Consider the following 20709-nt stretch of genomic DNA (forward strand, 5'->3'; position numbering starts at 1 on the left):
GCGCTTCGCGCGACCACGATGGATGAAAGGGGGAGGCGCCCTCCAGAGCGGAACCGGCTGCCGAGCCGAACAGCCTCGCGCAGTTTGCGAGGCTTCCCGTAGTTGTTGCTGCGACTTTAGTCGCCGGTGAGGGGCAAGGCCACGAACTTTCTATTCAGGCCGGCCACACCGTCGCTTTCCCCGCGCGAGCGGCTGCAGGCCGAAGGATCTATCGGCGAGGTCGCACGTGCGCTTCTCGATTGCACGATCGATCTCCGGATTCGGTATGATTGCCAGATCCCCGTCACTCCGCCGGCGTCGTGACCCCCGCGGGTTCCAGCTCCACCGAGAACTCCAGGCGCGTGTCGGGCGCGAGCGAGTTGGCCACGGAGCAGTACTTGTCGAAGGAGAGCTGGACGGCGCGGTCCACGTGCTCGCGCGGGCTGGCGGTGGCCACGCGGAAGGTGAGGTGCGCGGCGGTCAGGCGGCGCGGCGGCTCGGGCGCGCGGGAGAAGCGCACGGACACGCTCAGCGACGACGGCGGCGTGCGGCGCTTCTCCAGGTAGTCCACCACGTCGATGGCCGAGCAGCTGGCCAGCGCGATCACCAGCGTGTCCACCGGGCTGGGCGCGGCCTCGCGGTGGCCGTCCACGACCAGCGTGGGCCCGCCCGCGGGTCCGCCGCGGTACCGGCGCCCGCCCTCCCACACAACCTCGACCGGATACTCCACCTGCACGCCTTCGGGCATCACCCCCTCCTTCGCGTTCACCTGACGATGGGTTCGTCCCTGAAAACGAAGGAAGGGCGGCGCCGGCGTCAATAGGTGGGCGGGCCGCCCGGGTCGCGCGTGCGGGTGCGCGTGGTGGCGCCCATGATCCCGATCCCCACCAGGATGATGACGCCCACCACGATCCACATGGTCGGCGCCCCCAGCAGGTGCGCCCCGATGGCGAGGCCGATGATCAGGATGATGAACCCGACCAGGTAGGTGCTGAACGATGACATAGGCTCCATCTCCGCCGCTTGGGTCAACACGTTGACGCGCCCGGAGATGCAGAAGCGGTGCCGGGGAGAGGCAGTGCGGAAGTGCGGAAGTGCGGAAGTGCGGGGATTCGTTTGGCGATGCGGCTCAGCGTCGGACCTCATCCCCCCGCGCCGAACCCGCGGACGCGGGGAGGTGATGTCCGCGAAGGCGGACTGCGTGCCGTTGTAGCCGCGACGCTGCGACTTCATCAGTCGCATCTACCCACACCTCACACCTCACGCCTCGCCTCCCGCTTCCCCGTGGTAGCTCACTCCCTCGCGCGGAAGATCGTCACCCACGTGTCGCCGAAGTCCCAGCTTTCGCCTTCGATCGGCAGCTCGTGGTCGTGCGCGTGCTCCACGGTCAGGACGCGGGCGAAGGGGGTGCGCGCCCACGTCTCGATCAGCCGGTCCAGCTGGCCGGAGCGGTACGGCGGGTCGGCGAACGCCACGTCGTACGCGCCCGCCTCCAGCGCCGCGGCGAAGGGGAGCGCGTCCTTCTTGAAGATGCGCGTCTTCTCGCGCAGGTGCAGCGCGGCCACGTTGGCCTTCAGCGCGTGCAGGCTGGCGGGGCGCGTCTCCACGAAGTCGGCGTACTTGGCGCCGCGCGAGATCGCCTCCAGGCCGAGGGCGCCGGTCCCCGCGAACAGGTCCAGCACGCGCGCGCCGGCCAGCTCGGGCTCGACCAGCCCCAGCCACCCGTCGCGCACGTGCTCCGCCGTGGGGCGCACGCGCCGGTCCGCGGGCGAGGTGAGGTGCCGGCCGGCCCATTTTCCGCGCACGATCCTCACGTCACCCCGCCTGCTTCACGAAGTCGCGCCACTGCGCCTCGTTCCAGCCGATGGCCAGGACGTTGCCGCTACGCACCAGCGGCGTCACCAGCAGCATGGGATCGTCCTCCAGCAGCGTGGGGATGCGGGCCTCGGAGACGTGCGCCACGTGCAGGCCGCGCCCGCGGAAGTGCTTGCCATCGCGGTCCAGGAGCGCCTCCCAGCCGAACTTCTGCCCGAAGCGCTTCAGCTCGCCGGCCGACGCGGGGCGCTCCTTCAGGTCGACGAAGTGCGTCTTGATGCGGCGCTCCTTGAAGAACCGGAGCGCCTTCTTCGTCTCGTTGCAGCTCCTGGTGCCGAACACCTGCACTTCCGTCGCCATCGCCATCGCCTTCGTCCACTGCCTGAGATGATCCTCGGTTGATGCAACAGCCCTGCATGGATGCCAGCGGTGCGCTTCGGCCCCGTCCGCGCCGCCCTCTCCCCGCGCCTTAGGGCGCTCGCCCTCTCCCGTACCGGGCGAGGGGGCTGTCCAGCGGTGGTGCGGCCTGCAACCTGTGCTCGCGCCAATACTTCCCCGTGCCGGAGATGCCGGTTCAGCTACCTCTCCCGGTACGGGAGAGGTGGACGGCCCAGGCCGGCCGGAGAGGGCGCGATGCGTCGGACACGCACTCCCGCACTCCCGCACTCCCGCACTCCCGCACTTCCCTACGCCGCCACCGGCTCCCGCTCCGCGTTCCGCGACTTCCCCGCGGGCGCGATCACGCGCGGCGCGCCGGCCAGCCGCCACGCGGCCCACGCGACGGCCAGGTTGATCGGCAGCGCGAGCGCGATCACCTCGCCGTTCACCTGGCGGAACGGGGGGAGCACCTTCAGCAGCAGCCCCAGCACCGACATCGCCGCGACGACGAGGGAGAGGCGCACGGCCCAGCGCGGCGCCCACCGCTTTCCCTGCGCCAGCGCGGGCACGAACACGGCCAGCGGCAGCGCGAAGGGCGAAAGCTGGAAGAGGTTCAGGTTGCGGTACGCGATCGCGTGGTCCGTGGCCACCCACAGCCCCAGCAGCACCAGCCCGCCGATCCCCGCCACCAGCAGCCACGTCCCGCTCACCGCCGAGAACGCCAGCCGCGCCGCCGTGCTCCGCGGCGCGCGCGTCGCCAGGAAGGCGATCAGCCCGCCGATGGCGAGCCCCGCGAGGAGGTAGCCCAGCAGCCAGTGCGGCGGGCCGGACGGCTCCGGCGGGCGCGTGGCGGCGAAGATCGTCTGCTCGCGCGCGACCAGCGGCACCATCCGCCCCTGTGCGTCCGGGACCCGCAGCGCGTGCACCTCGTCGCGCAGCTTCATGGGGAGGAACATCTCCTCCCACTTCGTCAGCGGGCGGTCGGCCGCGGGGCCCAGGCCGGTGTTGATGGCGGTGTAGATGGGCACGTTCGCGGCGCCGTCGCCCACCAGCCGCCGCGTGTGCCAGCGGTAGGTGACGCCCGCCGGCTGCGTCGCCGTTGCCCGCTTCAGCGCGCCGCCCAGCACGCGGTCCAGCACGTCGCGCACGCGGGTGGAGCAGTTGTCGCGGTAGTAGTCGTAGCGGTAGAAGCGGTTCTCGGGGCGCGCGTTCTCCTCCAGGATCTCCTTCACCTGGCGCGCCTGCGCGGCGGTCAGGTTCAGCTCCTGCGCCCAGACGCTGCGGTTCAGCATCCGGTAGTGGTCCAGCGTGAGGTACGCGTCGAACCCCTCCATCCAGTAGTTCATCCGCCCGCGGGCGAAGTTCAGGATGAAGTTCTCCTGCCGGAAGTCGAACATCCCGTAGTTGTACGCCACGTCGGCGCCGTTGGCCGGGTCGTGCACCCAGATGGCGTTGTGGCCGAAGCGCTCCCACACCTCGTCGCCCGGCCCCATCGTGAGCAGGATGATGCGCAGCGCCGTGTCGCCCTGCGCGGGCGCGGCGAACGGCTGCGCGCGCACGGGCGCGGCGAGGGCCAGGAGCGCGGCGGACGCGGCCAGCGCGCGGCGGAGGATGGTGGAGAGCCGCATGACTGCACGGGTTGGGGGATTCGCATCCAGTCGGGCCGCAAAGCTAACGGCGCGCGGGCGCGGGGCGCCACCGCGGGCTTTCGCCGCCCGCGCATGCTCGGTAGTCTCAACCGCGCGAGAGGTTCCGACTGTTCATCCCAGATACGGGAGATGCCGGTGTTCCGCGACGACCTGCTGGCGGGAAAGACGGTGCTGGTGACGGGGGGCGGCTCCGGGCTCGGCCTGTCGATGTCGAAGAAGTTCGCCGCGCTCGGCGCCAACGTGGCCATCACCGGCCGCAGCGCCGAGCGGCTGGAGGGCGCCGCGGGGGAGATCGGCCCCGCGGACCGCGTGGCCACGCACCCCTGCGACGTGCGCGACTTCGCCAGCGTGGAGGCGATGGTGGCCGCCGCCGCCGAGCGCTTCGGGGGGATCGACATCCTCATCAACAACGCCGCGGGCAACTTCCTGGCGACCACGGAAGACCTGACGCCCAACGGCTTCAACGCCGTCGTTTCCACCGTGCTGAACGGAACCTTCCACGCCACGCTCGCCGTGGGCCGGCGGATGATCGAGCGGAAGGCGGGGGGCAGCATTTTGAACATCGTCACCACCTACGCGTGGACGGGGTCGGCGTTCGTGGTTCCCAGCGCCTGCGCCAAGGCCGGCGTGCTGGCGATGACGCGCTCGCTGGCCGTCGAATGGGCCACGTACGGCATCCGCAGCAACGCCATCGCCCCCGGCCCGTTCCCCACCGAGGGCGCCTGGAACGCGCTGATGCCCACCCCCGAGCTCGAAGCCGAGGCGAAGGCGCGCATCCCCATGGGGCGCTTCGGCCAGCACGAGGAGCTGGCGAACCTGGCCGCGTTCCTCGTCAGCGACGCCGCGCCCTACATCAACGGCGAGGTGGTCACCATCGACGGCGGCGAGTGGATCGCCAGCGGCGGCGAGTTCAACGGCCTCACCCGCATGCCCCGCGAAACGGTCAAGGGCGCGCTGAAGGCGATGCGGGGGAAGTGAGAAGAAGTACGAAAGTACGGGAGTACGGAAGTACGATCGTGGCTGCGACATATCCGGATGACCGCGCCACAGGTGCGGCACGGATGAAGTCCGCGAAGGCGGACTGCGTGCCGTTGTAGCCGCGAGTTCACTCGCATTTTTCCATATCCGATACCCGACGACGCACGCAGGTCCTGCCGGCTCTTTCAGGGAGGATAAAGATTCGGGGTCATGGAGATGGGATGATGAAGATTCGGGAGATGGCGATCGGGATGATCGATCGATGAAAGCCGCATTCCTGGCCATCGGCGACGAGATCGTCGGGGGGCTGACGACGGACACGAACTCCGGCTTCATCGCGGGCGAGCTGCGCGCCGTCGGCGTGGAGCCCGTGGGCGGTTTCTCGGTGACGGACGACGAGGACGGCATCGCGCGGACGCTGGAGCGCGCGCTGGAGGACGCCGACCTGGTCGTCTGCACCGGTGGCCTGGGGCCCACGGCGGACGACCTGACGACGGCGGTCGTGGCGCGCGTGGCGGGGCGCGGGCTGGTGCTGGACGAGGCGTCGCTCGCGCACATCGAGGCGCGCTTCCGCATGCGCGGCTTCGACATGCCGCCCAACAACCGCAAGCAGGCGCTCTTTCCCGACGGCGCCACCATCATCCCCAATCCCAACGGCACCGCGCCGGGCTTTGTCGTCCGCGTCGACCGCAGCGGGCACGAGCGGTGGGTGGCGTGCTTCCCCGGCGTCCCGCGCGAGACGCGCGCGATGGTGCGCGACTGGCTGGTGCCGTGGGTGGCCGCGCGGCAGCCGGACCGCCGCTTCCTGTCGCGCACCTACAGCACCTTCGGGCTCACCGAGAGCAGGCTGGACGAGCTGCTGGCCGGCGTGGTCGCCGCGGACGAGGCGCGGCTGGCGTTCCGGGCCGCGTTCCCGCGCATCCAGGCGCGCCTGACCGTCGCCGGCGCCCCCGGCGACGACCTGGAGGGGCGATTGGACGCGCTGGAGGCCCGCGTCCGCGAGCGCCTGGGCCACCACCTGTTCGCCGTGGGCGACGAGGGGATGGAGGAAACCGTCGGCCGCCTGCTGCGCGAGCGCGGGCTGACGCTGGCCGTCGCCGAATCGTGCACCGGCGGCCGCATCGGCGACTGGGTGACGAACGTGGCCGGCAGCTCCGCCTACTTCCTCCTGGGCGTGGCGACGTACTCGAACGAAGCGAAGGAGAAGGTGATCGGCGTCCGCGCGGAGACGCTGGCCGCGCACGGCGCCGTCAGCACGCAGACGGCGGAGGAGATGGCGCAGGGCGTCCGCCGCCTGGCTGGCGCGGACGTCGGGCTGTCGACCACGGGGATCGCCGGGCCGGGCGGCGGCACGCCGGAGAAGCCGGTGGGCACCGTCTGCGTGGGGCTGGCGTGGGAGGGCGGCGTGTGGTCGCGCCGCTACGACCTGGGCGACCGCGGCCGCGACTGGATCAAGGGCACCACCGCCCAGGTCGCCCTCGACCGCGTCCGCCGCTGGCTTCTGGGGGCGATGGATTGACCGGGACGTAAGCCCATCGATCGACACGCGCTCGCCATCCTCGGGAAGACGTCCGCAGCGGGGTCCGGATATCCGAAAATGCGACCGAGGTCGCGGCTACAACGGCACACAGTCCGCCTGCGCGGACTCCATCGTGCCCGCCCGGCCTCGGCGCGCAAATCAGGCGTCGCCCCGAGGCCGGCGACGCGGAGTCGCGGCTGCAGCCAGACTCCGCCGGGGCGCATCATCCCCAATCTCCGCCCCGCTCGCGCCCCAATTGCGATCCGCATCCGCGGCTTCGCACCTCCCCCATTCCGTGAATCTCCGCGCCGTGGCTGGCGATTCGCCGGTGCGGCATGGCGCGGCCGAAATGGCCCGGTGTGTGCGGCGGTGGGTGGCGGGGCTCACTCTCGCTCACTTCGGGAGGTGCGGATGAATTCGTCCAAGAAGCAGGCGGCGGTGGTGCTCGCGGCGGCGTGGCTGCTCGCGGCGTGGGCGGGCCAGAACGGCATCAGGATGGAATGGATGCGCCTGCACGACTCCGTGGTCCCGTTCGGATCGAGCCACGCGGGCTTCGGCAAGCTCGCGGTGATCGTGAGCGTGGAGGGATACCGGGCCAGGAACGCGAGGCAGGGCGCGCCGAACGCGGCCGCCTACCACGTGATGGTGACCTTCGCGGGCGCCGACTCGGTCTCGAGGCGGTGGACCTCGTCGGCCTCCACCGGCAACTTCTCGGAGAGCAGCGGCGACGACTGGTGGGCCTGGTCCGGCCCGCACGGCTCCCGGCGCTCCCTCGTCACCACCTACGACGCCGTCCGGCAGCGCGCCACCATCGCGGGCAGGCGGTACTCGCTCTCGCGCGGAAACCTGTTCGTGGTGCGCTTCGACGAGCGGGGGCGCGCATCCATCGGGCAGATCGCGCGGACCGTGAGCGACACCGACCCGTTCCGCGTCCTCCACATCTACCAGGCGCTCCTGCCGTCGGACCCGATCGTGGCGGACGTGTTCAACTACCCCAGGCCGCCCTGCCCGCGCGGCACCGCGTCCACGCCGCGCGGCGGAACCGCGTGAAAGGCGTTGGGGAATGATGACGGAGAAGCCGGAGAGCCCGGTCCCGCCGCGCGCCGCGTCTCCACCGCCCGATGCGGCGCCCGCGGACGCGCCGAAGCCGTCCCCCGTCCGCCCGGAGCCGTCGGCTGCGGAGGAGGAGATGGGCGGCGAGGCGCCCTGTCAGCTTCACCGCTTCTGGGACGTTCCGGAGTGATCCTTCCGGGGCCGCCGCGTGTAGAAGCGCGCGCGGCGGCCCCGGCGCCGGACCGCATCTGCCCAGACGCCCGCGGACGCAGCACCGATGCACCTCCGCCGCGCCCTCATCCTCATCCCCACGCTCCTCATCCCCGCCCGCGCGCTCGCGCAGCGCCCGGTGGGCGAGTACGAGCCCGCCCCGCGCTACTCCACCTTCAATCTCGCGCTCCAGCTCACCGGCGACCCCGAACGTGGCCGCGAGGTCATGGCGTCGTGGGGGCGCATGCGCGCGCTCGGCGGCCGCGGCGCGTGGATGCCGTGGCTGGAGGTGGCCGCCGGCGTGAGCCCCGGCAACCGCGAAGTCGTCGAGGGCGTGGCCATGGGCCCGCGGCTCACCCTGGCGCGGGCGTTCCCGTCCCAGTTCGTGGGGTTCGGCAAGGCGTCGCGCGCGGAGCCGTACCTGGTCGCGACGGCGGGGATGTACATGGCGGGGGATTTCGGGGATGGATCGCGCTGGGGCGGCGCGCCGACGGTGTCGGGCGGGTTCGGCTTCCGCGTCTTCCAGGACCGGTGGAACGTCGATCTCTCCACCCTGGAGCTCGTGGTGGAGCGCCGCTTCGGCGTGCAGGACGGCCCCGCGCGGCTGTACCTGCGCTTCGGCCGCGCCACCGCCCCGCGCGAGCGCCGCGACCGCGCGCCGGGCACCACGCTCACCGGCCGCCTCCTCCCCGCGCCCTCCCCTCCCTGATCTCCCCCGGATCGTCCCACGAGCCGCAAAACGGACGAAGCGGCGGGGAACAGAAGGCCGGATGGGTCGTATTGTTGCGCGCCCGGGCCCGCGACCGACGCGGCGCCCTGCCGCGGGCACCACGCGGCCCCCAGCTTGCCTCACCCCGCGCGCATGAGCATCAGCATCGAAGCGGACATCGCCGCCATCCAGCGGATCGGCGCCGTTCCCACCATCCTCAAGGTCGTTTCCGAGGCCACCGGCCTGCGCCTGGCGCTGGTCGCGCGGGTTACGGAAGGGGCGTGGACCTGCTGCGCCGTGCTGGACCGGATGGGGTTCGGGCTGGAGGTGGGCGGCGAGCTGGAGGTGGCCACCACGCTGTGCAGCGAGGTGCGGGCGACGGGGGCGCCCATCGTCATCGAGCACGCCAGCCGCGAGCCGGCCTTCTGCGACCACCCCACGCCGAAGCTGTACGGCTTCGAGAGCTACATCGCCACGCCCATCGTGCGCCCCGACGGCCGCTACTTCGGCAACGTCTGCGCGCTGGACTCACGCCCCGCGGTGCTGCGCGACGGCAAGACGCTGGAGATGGTGAAGCTCTTCGCCGACCTCATCGGCATGCAGCTGGAGGCCGAGGAGTCGTCCCTCCGCGACCGCGCCGCGCTCTCCGACGAGCGGAAGACGGCCGAGCTGCGCGAGCAGTTCATCGCCGTGCTGGGGCACGACCTGCGCAACCCGCTCACCTCGGTGGTCACCGGCGCCAACTTCCTGCTGGACCTGGAGCCCGGGCCCACCGAGCGCACCATCCTGGAGCGCGTCGTCACCAGCGGGCGGCGGATGACGCGGCTGATCGACGACGTGCTGGACTTCGCGCGCGGGCGGCTGGGCGGGGGGATGCCGATCGACCCGATGGAGATCGACCACGTCGATTTCGTCGTCCGCCACGTCGTGGCCGAGATCGCCGCCGCGCACCCGGACCGCACCATCCGCGTGACCTCCAACCCGCCCGCTACGGCCTGGTTCGACCGCACCCGCGTGGGGCAGATGCTGTCGAACCTGGTGGGGAACGCGGTGGAGCACAGCCCGCCAGGCGAGCCGGTGGACGTGGTGGCCGACGGCACCGACGGCATGCTGCGCCTGGCCGTCACCAGCCGCGGCGACGTGATCCCCGAAGACGTGCTCCCGCACATCTTCCAGCCGTACGTGCGCGGCACCCGCAGTGTGCCGCGCACGGGGCTGGGCCTGGGCCTCTACATCGCCTCGGAGATCGCCCGCGCGCACGGCGGCGCCCTCCACGTCACATCCAGCGCCGAGGACGGCACCACCTTCACCGCGCTCCTCCCGCGCTCGGGCCCCGCCTCGGCCTCTTGATCCCGAATCTCGCCCGGGCGACTGGGCGCTCCGCGCCATCCCCGTGACGTCATCCTGAGGCCGCCCACGCCGCAACCAGTTCCCACACAAGAGGTTGCAGGCCGAAGGATCCATACCCCGTCCCGCACGTCCGCCGCGGAAACACATCGAATGACGGAGAAGGGTGCCGTCGCGGAGCTCCGCGCGTACCTTTCCCGGCACGCGTCGTAGCCGTCATCGCCGAATCCCGATCTCCCCGTGCAACCGACCGAGCTGGGCGGCATCCTGGACTTCCTGCGCGCCGCCGAGGCGCTGAAGACGGCCACGCGCAGCGGCTGGACCTCGGCCGGGCAGCAGGAGAGCGTGGCCGAGCACACGTGGCGGCTGTGCCTGATGGCGCTGGTGCTGCACCGCGACTTCCCCGGCGTGGACTTCGCGCGGCTCATCCGCATCTGCATCATCCACGACCTGGGCGAGGCCATCGGCGGCGACGTGCCCGCGCCCGAGCAGGCCGCGCTCGGCGAGGGCAAGTCCGCCGGCGAGCGCCGCGACCTGCTGCAGCTCCTGTCCCCGCTCCCCGCCGACCTGCGCGCCGAGATCACCTCGCTGTGGGACGAGTACGAGGCCGCGGTCACGCCCGAGGCGCGGCTCGCCAAGGCGCTCGACAAGCTGGAGACCATCCTGCAGCACACGCAGGGCGCCAACCCGCCGGACTTCGACTACCGCTTCAACCTGGGCTACGGCCGCCAGTACACCGCCGGCCACCCGCTGCTCGAGTCCGTCCGCGCCGTCCTCGACGAGGAGACGGAGCGGCGCGCGCGGGAGGGCGAGGAGAGCACCCCGCGTCCGTAGCGCTTCGTCATCCGCAAACCGATGTCACGGCAAGCCTAGCGGGAGGGGCGCGTGTTCGTGGTGGCGCGGAAGGCGGCAGAATCGTAATGATGATTCGCACAGCGGGATCACGGAGTAGCACCCGAGGCCCCGCTTGCATCTCCGTTTCAGTCGTTGGCTAACGTCCCTCCTGCACCGGTGTCATCAACCCCCTGACTGGATTCCACATGCATCCCCTGCTGAAACGCTCCGCCACACTCGCCGTCGCCACTCTCCTCGTACCGAGCATCATCGCCGCCCAGCCCGGAGCGAGCAACACGGCGACGAGCGCCGCGACTCTCCGCTCCGCGCCCATCTCCAACATCCGCTACGAAGTCACGTTCACTGCGCAGACGGCGAAGGACCGCTCGATGCACGTGGACATGACCTTCGACGCGGCCTCCACCTCGCCGGTGCTGCTGTCGCTGCCGGTGTGGACGCCGGGGGCGTACGAGGTCAGCAACTACGCCCACTGGGTGAGCGGCTTCGGCGCCGTGCAGCGCGGCGCGCCCGTGCGCTGGGACAAGGTCGACCCCGACACCTGGCGCGTGCGCCCCGGCGGCGCCGGCCCGGTCACCGTGTCGTTCGAGTACCGCGCCGACTCGCTCGACAACGCGATGGCGTGGGCGCAGCCGGACTTCCTGTTCTTCAACGGCACCACCGCGTTCCTCTACCCCGAGGGGCGCACCCCCGACTTCCCGGCCACCATCACCATCCGCACCGACGCCGGCTGGAACGTCGCCACCAGCATGCGCGCGCGGCCGGGGCGCTTCACCTACGGCGAGAGCAACTACCACGACCTGGTCGACATGCCGTTCTTCGTCGGCCGCTTCGACCTGGACTCCATGCAGGTGGCCGGGAAGTGGCACCGCCTGGCCACGTATCCCGCGGGGCGGCTGCAGGACACCGCCCGCGCCGCCGTCTGGCGCGGCATCGCCGCCATGGCGCCCGCCGAGGCCGCCGTCTTCCACGACGCGCCGTGGCCCGACTACACCACCATGATGGTCTTCCCCGAGCAGTACCCGGGCGGCAGCGCGCTGGAGCACTCGCGCAGCCACCTGGGCATCTACACTCCCGAGCTGATCGGCACGCCGGTCCTCCTCGACATCACCGCCCACGAGATGTTCCACTCGTGGAACGTGAAGCGCCTGCGCCCGGCCGACATGTGGCCGTACGTCTACGACCGCGCGATGCCCACGGTGTGGCTGTGGGTGAGCGAGGGGATCACCGACTACTACGCGCCGCTGGCCCTGGTGCGCGGCGGCGTGGCGGGCGAGGACTACCTGTGGGAGAACCTGACGGAGAAGATGCAGCAGGTGGACGATTCGCCGCCGGTGGCGCTGGAGGATGCGTCGCTGTCCACGTGGAACCACCCGCAGGACGGCACCGGCTACCTGTACTATCCCAAGGGCGCGCTCGCCGGCTTCCTGCTCGACGTGATGATCCGCGACGCCAGCGACAACCGCCGCTCGCTCGACACCGTGATGCGCGAGCTGTACGAGGCCGATTTCCAGCGCGGCCGTGGCTTCACCGGTGACGAGTGGTGGGCGGCCGTGAGCCGCGCCGCCGGCGGCCGCGGCTTCGCCGACTTCGCCGCGCGCTACGTGGACGGGCGCGAACCCTTCCCGTACGCGCGGGTGCTGCCGCTGGCGGGGCTGCGCCTGCAGGCGGATACCGCGCACATCGCGCGCATCGGCGTGCAGACGCAGACCGACTCGACCGGAGTCCGCGTCGTGGCCCTGGTGCCCGGCGGGATGGCCGCGCGCGCGGGGCTGCAGGTGGGCGACTACATCGTCAGCCTGGGCGAGGTGAAGGTGGGAGCGGAGGACTTTGGCCCCGCCTTCCGCGCGCGCTACGGCACCCAGCCCGAGGGCACGCCGCTCCCGGTGGTCGTGCGCCGCAACGGCCAGAACGTCACGCTGAACGGCTCGGTGCACTACAACACCGAGATCAGCTCCCGCATCGCCCCCGACCCGAACGCCACCGTGAAGGCCGCCCGCATCCGCACCGGCATCGCCCGCGGCACGACGACCGGCGGGTGAGGTGAGCAGCCGTCGTGCAGCGCGCTGAAGACGGTGCGCTGCACGGCGACGGCATCACGCCCTGTCGCCAGCGAACTCTCAGGCGAATGATCCAGGGGGAAATCTCGAAGTCGAAGCCGTCGAATCAGCAACGACCGACAGGGTTCGTGCATTCGACCAATCGTGACCGCGAGGGCAGATGCGATTACCCGCTTTCCTGATTCTGCTTCTCTCTGCGTGTGCTGATGTACATCCCCAACCCGATACGCCACCCTCGACCGCAGGGCACGACGGGGAAACAGGTGGTGGAGTGATCCATCAGGACGCCACGAAGTCGGGACGATTCCCCGCGCCGCGAATCACCTGCGAGGTGCTCGCTGACCAAGGCATTCCCACGAGTGGGTACAAGGTCGAGGATGGTGATGATTGGTGCTGTTTTGGTGACGTATTTCCGTCAGGAACGGACGTGTTGATTCCTGATGAGGTGAGCTACATCGTAAACGGCGATCAATCGACGGTCCGGGAAATCACCATCGAGGCCGAGCACTATCGCAGCAATCCGAGATATGAACGGCGTACATTGAACGAAGCCTCCAGCGCCGCAGAAACCCTTCTGCGGAAGCTAGGAGGCCGCAGCAACCCCGCTGCGGTGCGAGCCGTTCGCATGGGAAGACCGGGCTCTTGGCCCATGGGAAATAGCTTGGTCATCCTCGTAGAGCGCGACGAGTATCCAACGGGCAAAGGGTATTCGATTTACTTTCGCATCAGACCAGCACCAACCTCTTAAGCCTCTGTCCGCCGACGCGCATCCGACAAACGCTACCCCACCAGCGCCGCAAGCGTGCGCATGTAGCTGTCCACGTCGAAGCGGTCGGGGTCCATCACCACCTGCAGGGCACAGCCCTCGATGAAGCCGGCGGCCACGCCCGCCAGCCCCTCGGCGCCCTCGCGGCCGAAGCGCTCCGGCTCGGCGTCGACCACGGCCTGCGCGAGCGGGCGGAAGGCGTCGCGGTAGCGGTCCAGCGCGGCGCGGATGGCGCGCTGCACGCCGGGGTGCCGCGTCCCCATCACCCAGAAGTCGAAGAACAGGGCCACGCGCTCGCGCTGCTTCGGCAGCGCCTCCACGTCGCGGCGGATGGCGCTCAGCATCCGCTCGGCGGGCGTCTGGCCCTCGAGCACGTCCGCCAGTTCGGGGCCGACGAGGGTGATCTCCAGCAGCCAGGCGAGCAGCGCCACCAGCAGCCCGTCGCGATTGCCGAAGTGGAAGAACACCAGCCCCTTGCTCACCCCCGCCTCGCCGGCGACGGCCTGCGCGGTGAGGCCCGTCAGCCGCTCGCGCGCGGCCACGCGGTAGGCGGCTTTCAGGATTTCGAGCCTGCGCTGTTCCTCGGGTGCTTTGCGGCCCGGCATCAGGTGCGAAAGTGCGAGAGTGCGAAGGTGCGAGAGTGAACTGCAAATGCCTCTCGCCATTGAAGTCCGCGCAGGCGGACTGCGTGCCGTTGTAGCCGCGAGTTCACTCGCATTTTCGCGAGTATATCCGTCCACGACGGACGTCATCCACCGCGCACTGGCGATCTCACGCCGAACACGATCCGTCGCGCACCGGCGATCCCACGACGGACACGATCCGCTGCGCACCAGCGATCTCACGCCGAACACGATCCGCCGCGCATCGGCGATCCCCATCTCCCGAAACACCGAAAACAGCGCGGGGGCGCCGGCCACACAAGGACCAGCACCCCCGCCGCCGTTTCGCGGTCGCCGCGGTCAGGCGGGGCTCAGCTGCTCGGCCAGGCGCGCGCAGACGGCCTCGACCACCAGCTGGCGGGCGCGCTCGGCAATCTGGTCCAGGCTGGGCGTGCGGGCCAGCGTGCGCTCGGCGTACTGCCGCACCTCGTCCAGCGTCGGCAGCTCGGGAAGGTGGAGCCCAGCCAGCGCCGACGCCGCATGCGACTGCGCGTTGCGGAGCGCGGCGCGCACGTCCTCCATCTGCGGCGCGGCGGCCAGCGCGGCGTGCACCTGCGCGGCGATGCGGTCCGCCGGGAAGGCCGCGGCCAGCTGGTGCGCCACCTTCTCCACCACCGCCGCCCCCAGCCGCCGCTCGTTGCGCACCACCTCCACCGGCGGCTCGCCCAGCTCCCACACCAGCCCGAGCCACGACAGCGACTTCAGCACGTAGAACGTCGGATCGATCTCGTACCAGCGGAACCCCTGCCGCGTGGACCGCTGATAGGCGTGGTGGTTGTTGTGCCACCCCTCGCCCAGCGTGATCAGCGCCAGCCACCAGTTGTTGCGGCTGTCGTCGCCCGTCACGTAGCGCTGCTTCCCCGTCACGTGCGCCAGCGAGTTGATGAAGAAGGTGCCGTGGTACAGCAGCACCGTGCTCCAGAAGAAGCCCACGACCAGCGCCGTCCATCCCCCGAACGCGAAGCAGGCGACGCCCAGCACCACCGCCGGAACCAGCGGGAAGCGCTCCAGCCACACCAGCTCGGGGTAGCGCGTCAGGTCCGGCACCGCGTCCATCTCCGTCTTCTCGTTGCGCCGGTCGAAGATCCACCCCACGTGCGAGTAGAAGAACCCGCGCTGCCGCGGCGAGTGCACGTCCAGCTCGGTGTCGGAATGGCGATGGTGGTGGCGGTGCACGGCCGCCCACCAGAGCGCGCCGCGCTGCGTGGAGCTCTGCGCCAGCCACGCCAGCACGAGCTGCCCCGCGCGGCTCGTCTTGAACGAGCGGTGGCTGAAGAAGCGGTGGTACCCCGCCGTCACCCCGAACATGCGGACGACGTAGAGCGCCACGCACAGGATCAGCGCGTTCACGGTCACCCCGGTCCAGATCGCCCCCAGGCACGCCAGGTGGACGAGCACGAACGGGATCGCGGCCGGGTAGATGATGTCGTCGTGAAATTCTTCCCCCTCGCCGGCGTGCGGGGAGATGGCGGTCGGGCCTGCGGACATGTCGATCCGGTGTTCGGGCTGCGGAGAACGGTTGACGCGACCCGTTTCACCGGGTAGCTTGAAAGATATTGACCGTCGGGTCAATGGTCAACCTTTCATCCCCCGAGCCGTGATCCGGACGTGAACGCATCTCCTGACGGCGACGGAGGATACGACGCGGCGATCGCGGCCGCGCTGATCGCCGCGCGCGGTGTGGAGCAGGCCACGGAGGTCGCGGAAGACGTCCACGCGCGCATCGCCCGTCCGCGCTGGCGCCGCCGCGAGCCGGCGCGGACGCGCGGGATCACCGGCCTCGTCTACCGCTCGATCCGCCTCTTCACCCGCGGCACCTTCGGCGTGCTGCGCATGCTCGGCGGCCGCGAGCGGCGCGTGGCGCTGACGGATGCGCGGCGCGAGGCCGCCGTCCGCGCGGTGGTGAACGGCGTCATCGGCGACCACCTGGCGGAGACGGGGAACGCGCTCGCCATCCCCATGGTCCTGCGGCGCGGCGGGCGCGTGCTGCCGCTGGAGCGCGACACCCTCGCCGCCGCGGTGCCGGACGCCACGGGGCGCATCGTGGTGCTCGTCCACGGCCTGTGCATGAACGACCTGCAGTGGGACCTGCGCGGCACCGGCGACCACGGGCAGGCGCTGGCGCGCGACCTGGGCTACACGCCGGTCTACCTGCACTACAACACCGGGCTGCACATCTCCCGCAACGGCCGCGACTTCGCCGCGCTGCTCGAGGCGCTGCTGCGGGCGTGGCCGGTGCCGGTGGAGCGGCTGGCCATCGTGGGGCACAGCATGGGGGGGATGGTGGCGCGCAGCGCGTGCCACTACGCCGCGGCGGTCGGGCACCGCTGGCCGGCGATGCTGCGCAAGCTCGTCTTCCTGGCCACGCCGCACCACGGCTCGCCGCTGGAGCGCCACGGCAACGCCTTCGAGACGGCGCTCGCCGCCGTCCCGTACGCCGCGCCCTTCGCCCGGCTGGGGCGGATGCGCAGCGCCGGCATCACCGACCTGCGCCACGGCAGCCTGCTGGACGAGGACTGGCACGGACGCGACCGCTTCGAGCGCGGCGGCGACCCGCGCGGCATCGTCCCGCTCCCCGCCGGCGTCGAGTGCTACGCCATCGCCGCCACGCGCGGCCGGCGCCCCGGCGGCTTCGGCGAGCGCGTGTGGGGCGACGGCCTGGTCCCGCTGCACAGCGCCCTCGGCGAGCACGCGGAGCCGGAGCGCTGCCTCGCCATCCCTCCGGAGCGGCGCTGCATCCTCTACCGCACCAGCCACTTCGCCCTCCTCCACACCCCCGCCGTCTACGCCCGCCTCCGCGACTGGCTCGCCTGAGTCGCCCCCGCGCTGCTCGCGTCCAGGGACGATGATACCGAATCCTGGAATTCATCGTCGCATCAAGCCGACGTCATCCTGAGGCCGGCCACACCGTACCCAGCCTCTACACGATAGGCTGCAGGCCGAAGGATCTATCATCGCCGCAGCACGTGATTTGGCTAGATGCACGGATTCTTCTGCCGGATTGGGTATGAGAGGTGCCGGCCATGAGCGGCGATGACCCGTCGTGAACCGAACAGCCTCGCGCAGTCTGCGAGGCTTCCCGTAGTTGTTGCTGCGGCGCTGCGGCTTCAGCCGCCGGTGGGGGGCTGGCCAGTGGACTTCTATTCAGGCCGGCCGCACTGCAGATCCGACATGCATCTTGGCACCCGGAGAAGCAGAGTCGCGGAGGAGCTCCTCCTGTTGCTCCGCTTCTCCACATGCCATCAATTCCCCTGTCCGACCACGCACCGAGATCAGGGAGATGGGAAGATGGAGATCGGAACTGAGTACCTGCGCGACATGGCCGAGCGGCTGAAGTCGCTGCGGAACGCCGCCGAGCGCGCCGTCGCGCAGGTGGACGACCACGGCTTCTTCGCCGCGCCGGATGCGGAGACGAACAGCATCGCCATCAACCTGAAGCACGTGGGCGGCAACCTGCGCTCGCGGATGACGGACTTCCTCACTAGCGACGGCGAGAAGCCCGACCGCGACCGCGACGGCGAGTTCATCGTCGAGGACGGCGAGACCCGCGCGGACATCGAGGCGGCCTGGGCCGGCGGCTGGGAGATCCTCGAGCGCGAGCTGGCCGCGCTCACCGCGGACGACCTGCTGCGCACCATCCACATCCGCGGCGAGCCGCACACCGTGCTCGGCGCGCTGAACCGCCATCTCTCGCACCTCGCCATCCACACGGGCCAGATCGTCCTCCTCGCCAAGCACTACGCGGGCGACGCCTGGCAGACGCTCAGCATCCCCCGCGGGCAATCGAAGACGTACCGCCCCTGAGCCCCCCGCGGAGAACGGGGGCGACGCGAGGATCCGCCTCGGTTTCCTCCGTTCCCTCCGTGTGATCCGGTCGGTTGGCGAGGCCCGATCCGTGCGGCAGCGGGCGGCATGCAGACGACGAAGACGGAGAAGAAGACGAAGATGCAACCGGGGTATCCCGCGGCGCGGCTCGTGGCGCCGACGGTGGCGCGCCACCTGGCCGGCCACGCCGAGGCGGCCGACGCGCGAGGCGTCGGCGCGCTGGGGCCGCGGCCGGACGTCGACACCATCGAGGCGCTGATCGACGGCGCGTTCTGGGCCAGCCTGCAGCGCGAGGAAGGCCGCGTGCCGCGCATCTCCCTGGCCTTCATCCCGCCCGGCGGCCAGTCGATGGTGTTCGACCGCCCGCTCCGCTTCCAGGCCAAATACCTCGCCCGCCTCGCCCCCGCCGTCGAGCGCCCGGGCATCCACCTGGGCGTGTGGCCGCACGGCGACGAGCTGAGAGTGTGGGGCACCACCCGCCTCATCCCCGCCTCCACGCTGGTGCTGGAGGTGGTCGAGCCCGGCCTGCTGGTGATCAAGTACAAGCGCGGCGACGAGTTCGACAAGTTCGGCACCATCGCCGTGCTGCAGGGCGACCGCATCATGGAGGTCGACGAGGGCGGCGCCAGCCTTCCCGACTGCCCCGCCCTGCTCTCCTCGCTCCTGGGCTTCGACGCGCCGCTCCCTTCGAAGGGGCCCACCAGCGTGCTCGCGCAGCTCGCCGTGTCCATGCGCGCGCACGGCCGCGGCGGGTCGCTCATCCTGGTCCCGGGCGGGAGCGACGCGTGGCAGGAGTCGGCGGCGCAGCCCATCCCCTACCGCGTGCAGCCGTACGCCGACCTCGCCCGCCTCCTGCGCGCGGAAGACGACGAGCGCACCCGCCCCCCTTGGCGCGACGCGCTCCACCGCGCGATCGAGACGGTGGCCGGCCTCACCGCGGTCGACGGCGCCACGGTGCTGAACGAGTGCCACGAGGTGCTGGCGTTCGGAGTCAAGCTCGTGCGCAAGCGCCGTAGCGAGCGCGTCGAGCGCGTGGTCGTCACCGCCCCCGTGGTCGGCGACGCGCCGCGAATCGTGGACCCCGGCGCCCTCGGCGGCACGCGCCACCTCTCCGCCGCGCAGTTCGTGCACGACCAGCGTGACGCGCTGGCGATGGTCGCCTCGCAGGACGGCCGCTTCACCGTGTTCGCCTGGTCCCCCTGCGAGGACATGGTCCACGCCCACCGTGTCGAGATGCTGCTGATGTGAATCATCTGTGAGTTTCAAACGCAGAGAAGGAGAGACGTCATCCTGAGGCCGCCCACACCGTCGCTGTCCCGGCACGAACGGTTGCAGGCCGAAGGATCTATAGGCGAGGCCGCACGTGCGCTGCCGAATCGCACGATCGGTCCCCGGATCGGGGATGAACAGAAACGCGAAAGAGCGCGGAGACGTTGTCGTCCCCGCGCCCTTCGCGTCCCGTCCCGCCCGGCTCACCCGCGCCGCAGCGCCTCCGCCAGCTCGGGCAGGATGCGGCCGAGCCGCCCCTCCACCTTCACCGCCGCCATCTCGTCCGCCCGCGTGGGGCCCAGGTTCACCACCGCGATCGGCATCCCCTGCTCCTGCGCACGGTAGATGAACCGCCGTCCGGAGTACACCGTCAGCGACGACCCCAGCACCAGCAGCACGTCCGCCTCGCCGAACAGTCGCCACGCCTCGTCCACCCACGCCGCCGGCACGTTCTCGCCGAAGAACACCACGTCCGGCTTCATCACCCCGCCGCACCTTTCACAGCCGGGCACGCGGAAGCTCTCCACCGCCTCCCCCGGCAGCTCGGCGTCGCCGTCCGGCGCCTGCTCCGCCCCGGCGTCCAGCCGCTCCGCCCACTCCGCGTTCAGCGCCATGAGCCGCGCCTGGAACGCGTCCCGTCCGACCAGCGACCCGCACCCCAGGCACCGCACCTGCGCCAGCGACCCGTGCAGTTCCACCACGCGCCGACTCCCCGCGGCGTGGTGCAGCCCATCCACGTTCTGCGTGATGATCCCCCGTACGACGCCGACGTCTTCCAGGCTGGCCAGCGCGTGGTGCGCCGCGTTCGGCCGCGCCTCCGCGATCCGCCGCCACCCCACGGTGCTCCGCGCCCAGTAGCGCACCCGTGATGCCTCGCTGCGCACGAACTCCTGGTACTGCATGGGCTTCCGCGCGCGCAGGCTCCCCTCCGGCCCGCGGTAGTCGGGGATGCCGGACTCCGTGCTGCACCCCGCCCCTGCCAGCACCACGGCGCGCCGCCCGCGGAGCAGCTCCACCAGCGGCTGCAGCGTTTCGGTCTCGGCAGCGGCAATCGCGTCGGCAGTCACAATCGTTCGGCGATAAAGATGTGGATGGCTTCAGCGCGTCCCTCTACCCGCATCCCCCGCCGTCGTTCACGGATGCGCGTCCTCACCCTCGCGCCGTCCTCACCCCGCGCCGGAGGGCGCGACCCTCTCCCGTCCCGGGAGAGGGTGGCTCTCCAGCATCCGCGCGCTTTCCGAACCTCCCCGCGCCGGGATGTGGAGCTGGCGCCGATGCCCCTGCCAGCTACCTCTCCCGGTACGGGAGAGGTGGACGGCCTCGGCCGGCCGGAGAGGGCGCGGGCGCCGCGGGCGCGCACCACCACCAGTCCGCACGCCGAACTCCTCTGCGTCTTCCGCGTCTCCGCGTGAGATCCAGCGGGACCCGAGGAATTGCGCGATACAAAAAAACAGCACCGCCCGCCTCGAAGTAAATCGAAGCGGGCGATGCTGTTGCAGAGTTGGCCGGCGGCGCCGTACTCTCCCACCGGGTGGCCCCGGCAGTACCATCCGCGCAGCGGGTTTTCACTTCCGAGTTCGGGATGGGATCGGGTGGATCCCCCGCGCCATAGCCACCGGCCGTAAAGCAAACCGGGAG

The 20709-nt window shown here is 71.1% G+C and carries 19 protein-coding genes and 1 rRNA gene; 11 read left to right on the plus strand and 9 right to left on the minus strand.

The window, feature by feature from the left end; translation table 11 throughout:
- Positions 1 to 283 precede the first annotated feature (283 nt).
- The 5 genes from VLK66_RS10840 to VLK66_RS10860 form a co-directional block, all read right to left on the minus strand.
- Positions 284 to 727, minus strand: a complete 444-nt coding sequence (locus tag VLK66_RS10840; protein ID WP_325309428.1) for an OsmC family protein — start codon at positions 725 to 727, stop codon at positions 284 to 286.
- Between the two features lie 68 nt (positions 728 to 795).
- Entirely contained in the window at positions 796 to 984 is a 189-nt protein-coding gene (locus tag VLK66_RS10845) for a hypothetical protein (RefSeq protein ID WP_325309429.1), read from the minus strand.
- A gap of 287 nt (positions 985 to 1271) precedes the next feature.
- On the minus strand, positions 1272 to 1793 hold the full coding sequence (locus tag VLK66_RS10850; protein ID WP_325309430.1) for an RsmD family RNA methyltransferase: 522 nt from the start codon (positions 1791 to 1793) through the stop codon (positions 1272 to 1274).
- Position 1794: 1 nt separating this feature from the next.
- Positions 1795 to 2160, minus strand: coding sequence for an arsenate reductase family protein (locus VLK66_RS10855; protein WP_325309431.1), 366 nt, complete (start codon positions 2158 to 2160; stop codon positions 1795 to 1797).
- A 320-nt stretch (positions 2161 to 2480) separates the two neighbouring features.
- Positions 2481 to 3800: a DUF4105 domain-containing protein gene (locus VLK66_RS10860; protein ID WP_325309432.1), complete on the minus strand. Its 1320-nt coding sequence runs from the start codon at positions 3798 to 3800 to the stop codon at positions 2481 to 2483.
- Between the two features lie 150 nt (positions 3801 to 3950).
- Here VLK66_RS10860 and VLK66_RS10865 point away from each other — a divergent pair, with 150 nt between their 5' ends.
- The 8 genes from VLK66_RS10865 (at position 3951) to VLK66_RS10900 (ending at position 12531) form a co-directional block, all read left to right on the plus strand.
- Positions 3951 to 4799 carry an SDR family oxidoreductase gene (locus VLK66_RS10865; protein ID WP_325309433.1) on the plus strand — a complete coding sequence of 283 codons (849 nt, stop codon included), beginning with the start codon at positions 3951 to 3953 and terminating at the stop codon, positions 4797 to 4799.
- Between the two features lie 262 nt (positions 4800 to 5061).
- Positions 5062 to 6318, plus strand: a complete 1257-nt coding sequence (locus VLK66_RS10870) for a competence/damage-inducible protein A (RefSeq protein WP_325309434.1) — start codon at positions 5062 to 5064, stop codon at positions 6316 to 6318.
- 411 nt (positions 6319 to 6729) lie between these two features.
- Positions 6730 to 7368, plus strand: a complete 639-nt coding sequence (locus VLK66_RS10875; RefSeq protein WP_325309435.1) for a hypothetical protein — start codon at positions 6730 to 6732, stop codon at positions 7366 to 7368.
- Between the two features lie 16 nt (positions 7369 to 7384).
- On the plus strand, positions 7385 to 7561 hold the full coding sequence (locus tag VLK66_RS10880; protein WP_325309436.1) for a hypothetical protein: 177 nt from the start codon (positions 7385 to 7387) through the stop codon (positions 7559 to 7561).
- 87 nt (positions 7562 to 7648) lie between these two features.
- Positions 7649 to 8290 carry a hypothetical protein gene (locus VLK66_RS10885; protein ID WP_325309437.1) on the plus strand — a complete coding sequence of 214 codons (642 nt, stop codon included), beginning with the start codon at positions 7649 to 7651 and terminating at the stop codon, positions 8288 to 8290.
- Between the two features lie 153 nt (positions 8291 to 8443).
- Positions 8444 to 9640 carry a GAF domain-containing sensor histidine kinase gene (locus VLK66_RS10890; RefSeq protein WP_325309438.1) on the plus strand — a complete coding sequence of 399 codons (1197 nt, stop codon included), beginning with the start codon at positions 8444 to 8446 and terminating at the stop codon, positions 9638 to 9640.
- Between the two features lie 237 nt (positions 9641 to 9877).
- Entirely contained in the window at positions 9878 to 10471 is a 594-nt protein-coding gene (locus VLK66_RS10895; protein WP_325309439.1) for an HD domain-containing protein, read from the plus strand.
- A 206-nt stretch (positions 10472 to 10677) separates the two neighbouring features.
- On the plus strand, positions 10678 to 12531 hold the full coding sequence (locus VLK66_RS10900; RefSeq protein ID WP_325309440.1) for a PDZ domain-containing protein: 1854 nt from the start codon (positions 10678 to 10680) through the stop codon (positions 12529 to 12531).
- 798 nt (positions 12532 to 13329) lie between these two features.
- Here VLK66_RS10900 and VLK66_RS10905 read toward each other — a convergent pair.
- Positions 13330 to 13920, minus strand: coding sequence for a TetR/AcrR family transcriptional regulator (locus VLK66_RS10905; RefSeq protein ID WP_325309441.1), 591 nt, complete (start codon positions 13918 to 13920; stop codon positions 13330 to 13332).
- Positions 13921 to 14277: 357 nt separating this feature from the next.
- Positions 14278 to 15465 (minus strand): acyl-CoA desaturase, encoded by a 1188-nt coding sequence (locus VLK66_RS10910; protein ID WP_325309442.1) that lies wholly within the window; start codon positions 15463 to 15465, stop codon positions 14278 to 14280.
- A gap of 120 nt (positions 15466 to 15585) precedes the next feature.
- On the opposite strand from VLK66_RS10910, the gene VLK66_RS10915 reads away from it, so the two are divergent.
- From VLK66_RS10915 to VLK66_RS10925, 3 genes are all read left to right on the plus strand, one after another.
- Positions 15586 to 16791 carry a hypothetical protein gene (locus tag VLK66_RS10915; protein WP_325309443.1) on the plus strand — a complete coding sequence of 402 codons (1206 nt, stop codon included), beginning with the start codon at positions 15586 to 15588 and terminating at the stop codon, positions 16789 to 16791.
- A 474-nt stretch (positions 16792 to 17265) separates the two neighbouring features.
- The gene (locus VLK66_RS10920; RefSeq protein ID WP_325309444.1) at positions 17266 to 17781 is read left to right on the plus strand and encodes a DUF1572 family protein; all 516 of its coding nucleotides are present in this window, start codon (positions 17266 to 17268) and stop codon (positions 17779 to 17781) included.
- Positions 17782 to 17889: 108 nt separating this feature from the next.
- On the plus strand, positions 17890 to 19050 hold the full coding sequence (locus VLK66_RS10925; protein WP_325309445.1) for a putative sensor domain DACNV-containing protein: 1161 nt from the start codon (positions 17890 to 17892) through the stop codon (positions 19048 to 19050).
- Between the two features lie 224 nt (positions 19051 to 19274).
- Here the strand turns inward: VLK66_RS10925 and VLK66_RS10930 are convergent, their stop codons facing one another.
- The gene (locus tag VLK66_RS10930; RefSeq protein ID WP_325309446.1) at positions 19275 to 20138 is read right to left on the minus strand and encodes an NAD-dependent protein deacetylase; all 864 of its coding nucleotides are present in this window, start codon (positions 20136 to 20138) and stop codon (positions 19275 to 19277) included.
- A gap of 436 nt (positions 20139 to 20574) precedes the next feature.
- Positions 20575 to 20691 (minus strand): 5S ribosomal RNA (rrf, locus tag VLK66_RS10935).
- Between the last annotated feature and the right edge of the window lie 18 nt (positions 20692 to 20709).

It is taken from the genome of Longimicrobium sp., assembly GCF_035474595.1.
Taxonomy (GTDB): Bacteria; Gemmatimonadota; Gemmatimonadetes; order Longimicrobiales; family Longimicrobiaceae; genus Longimicrobium.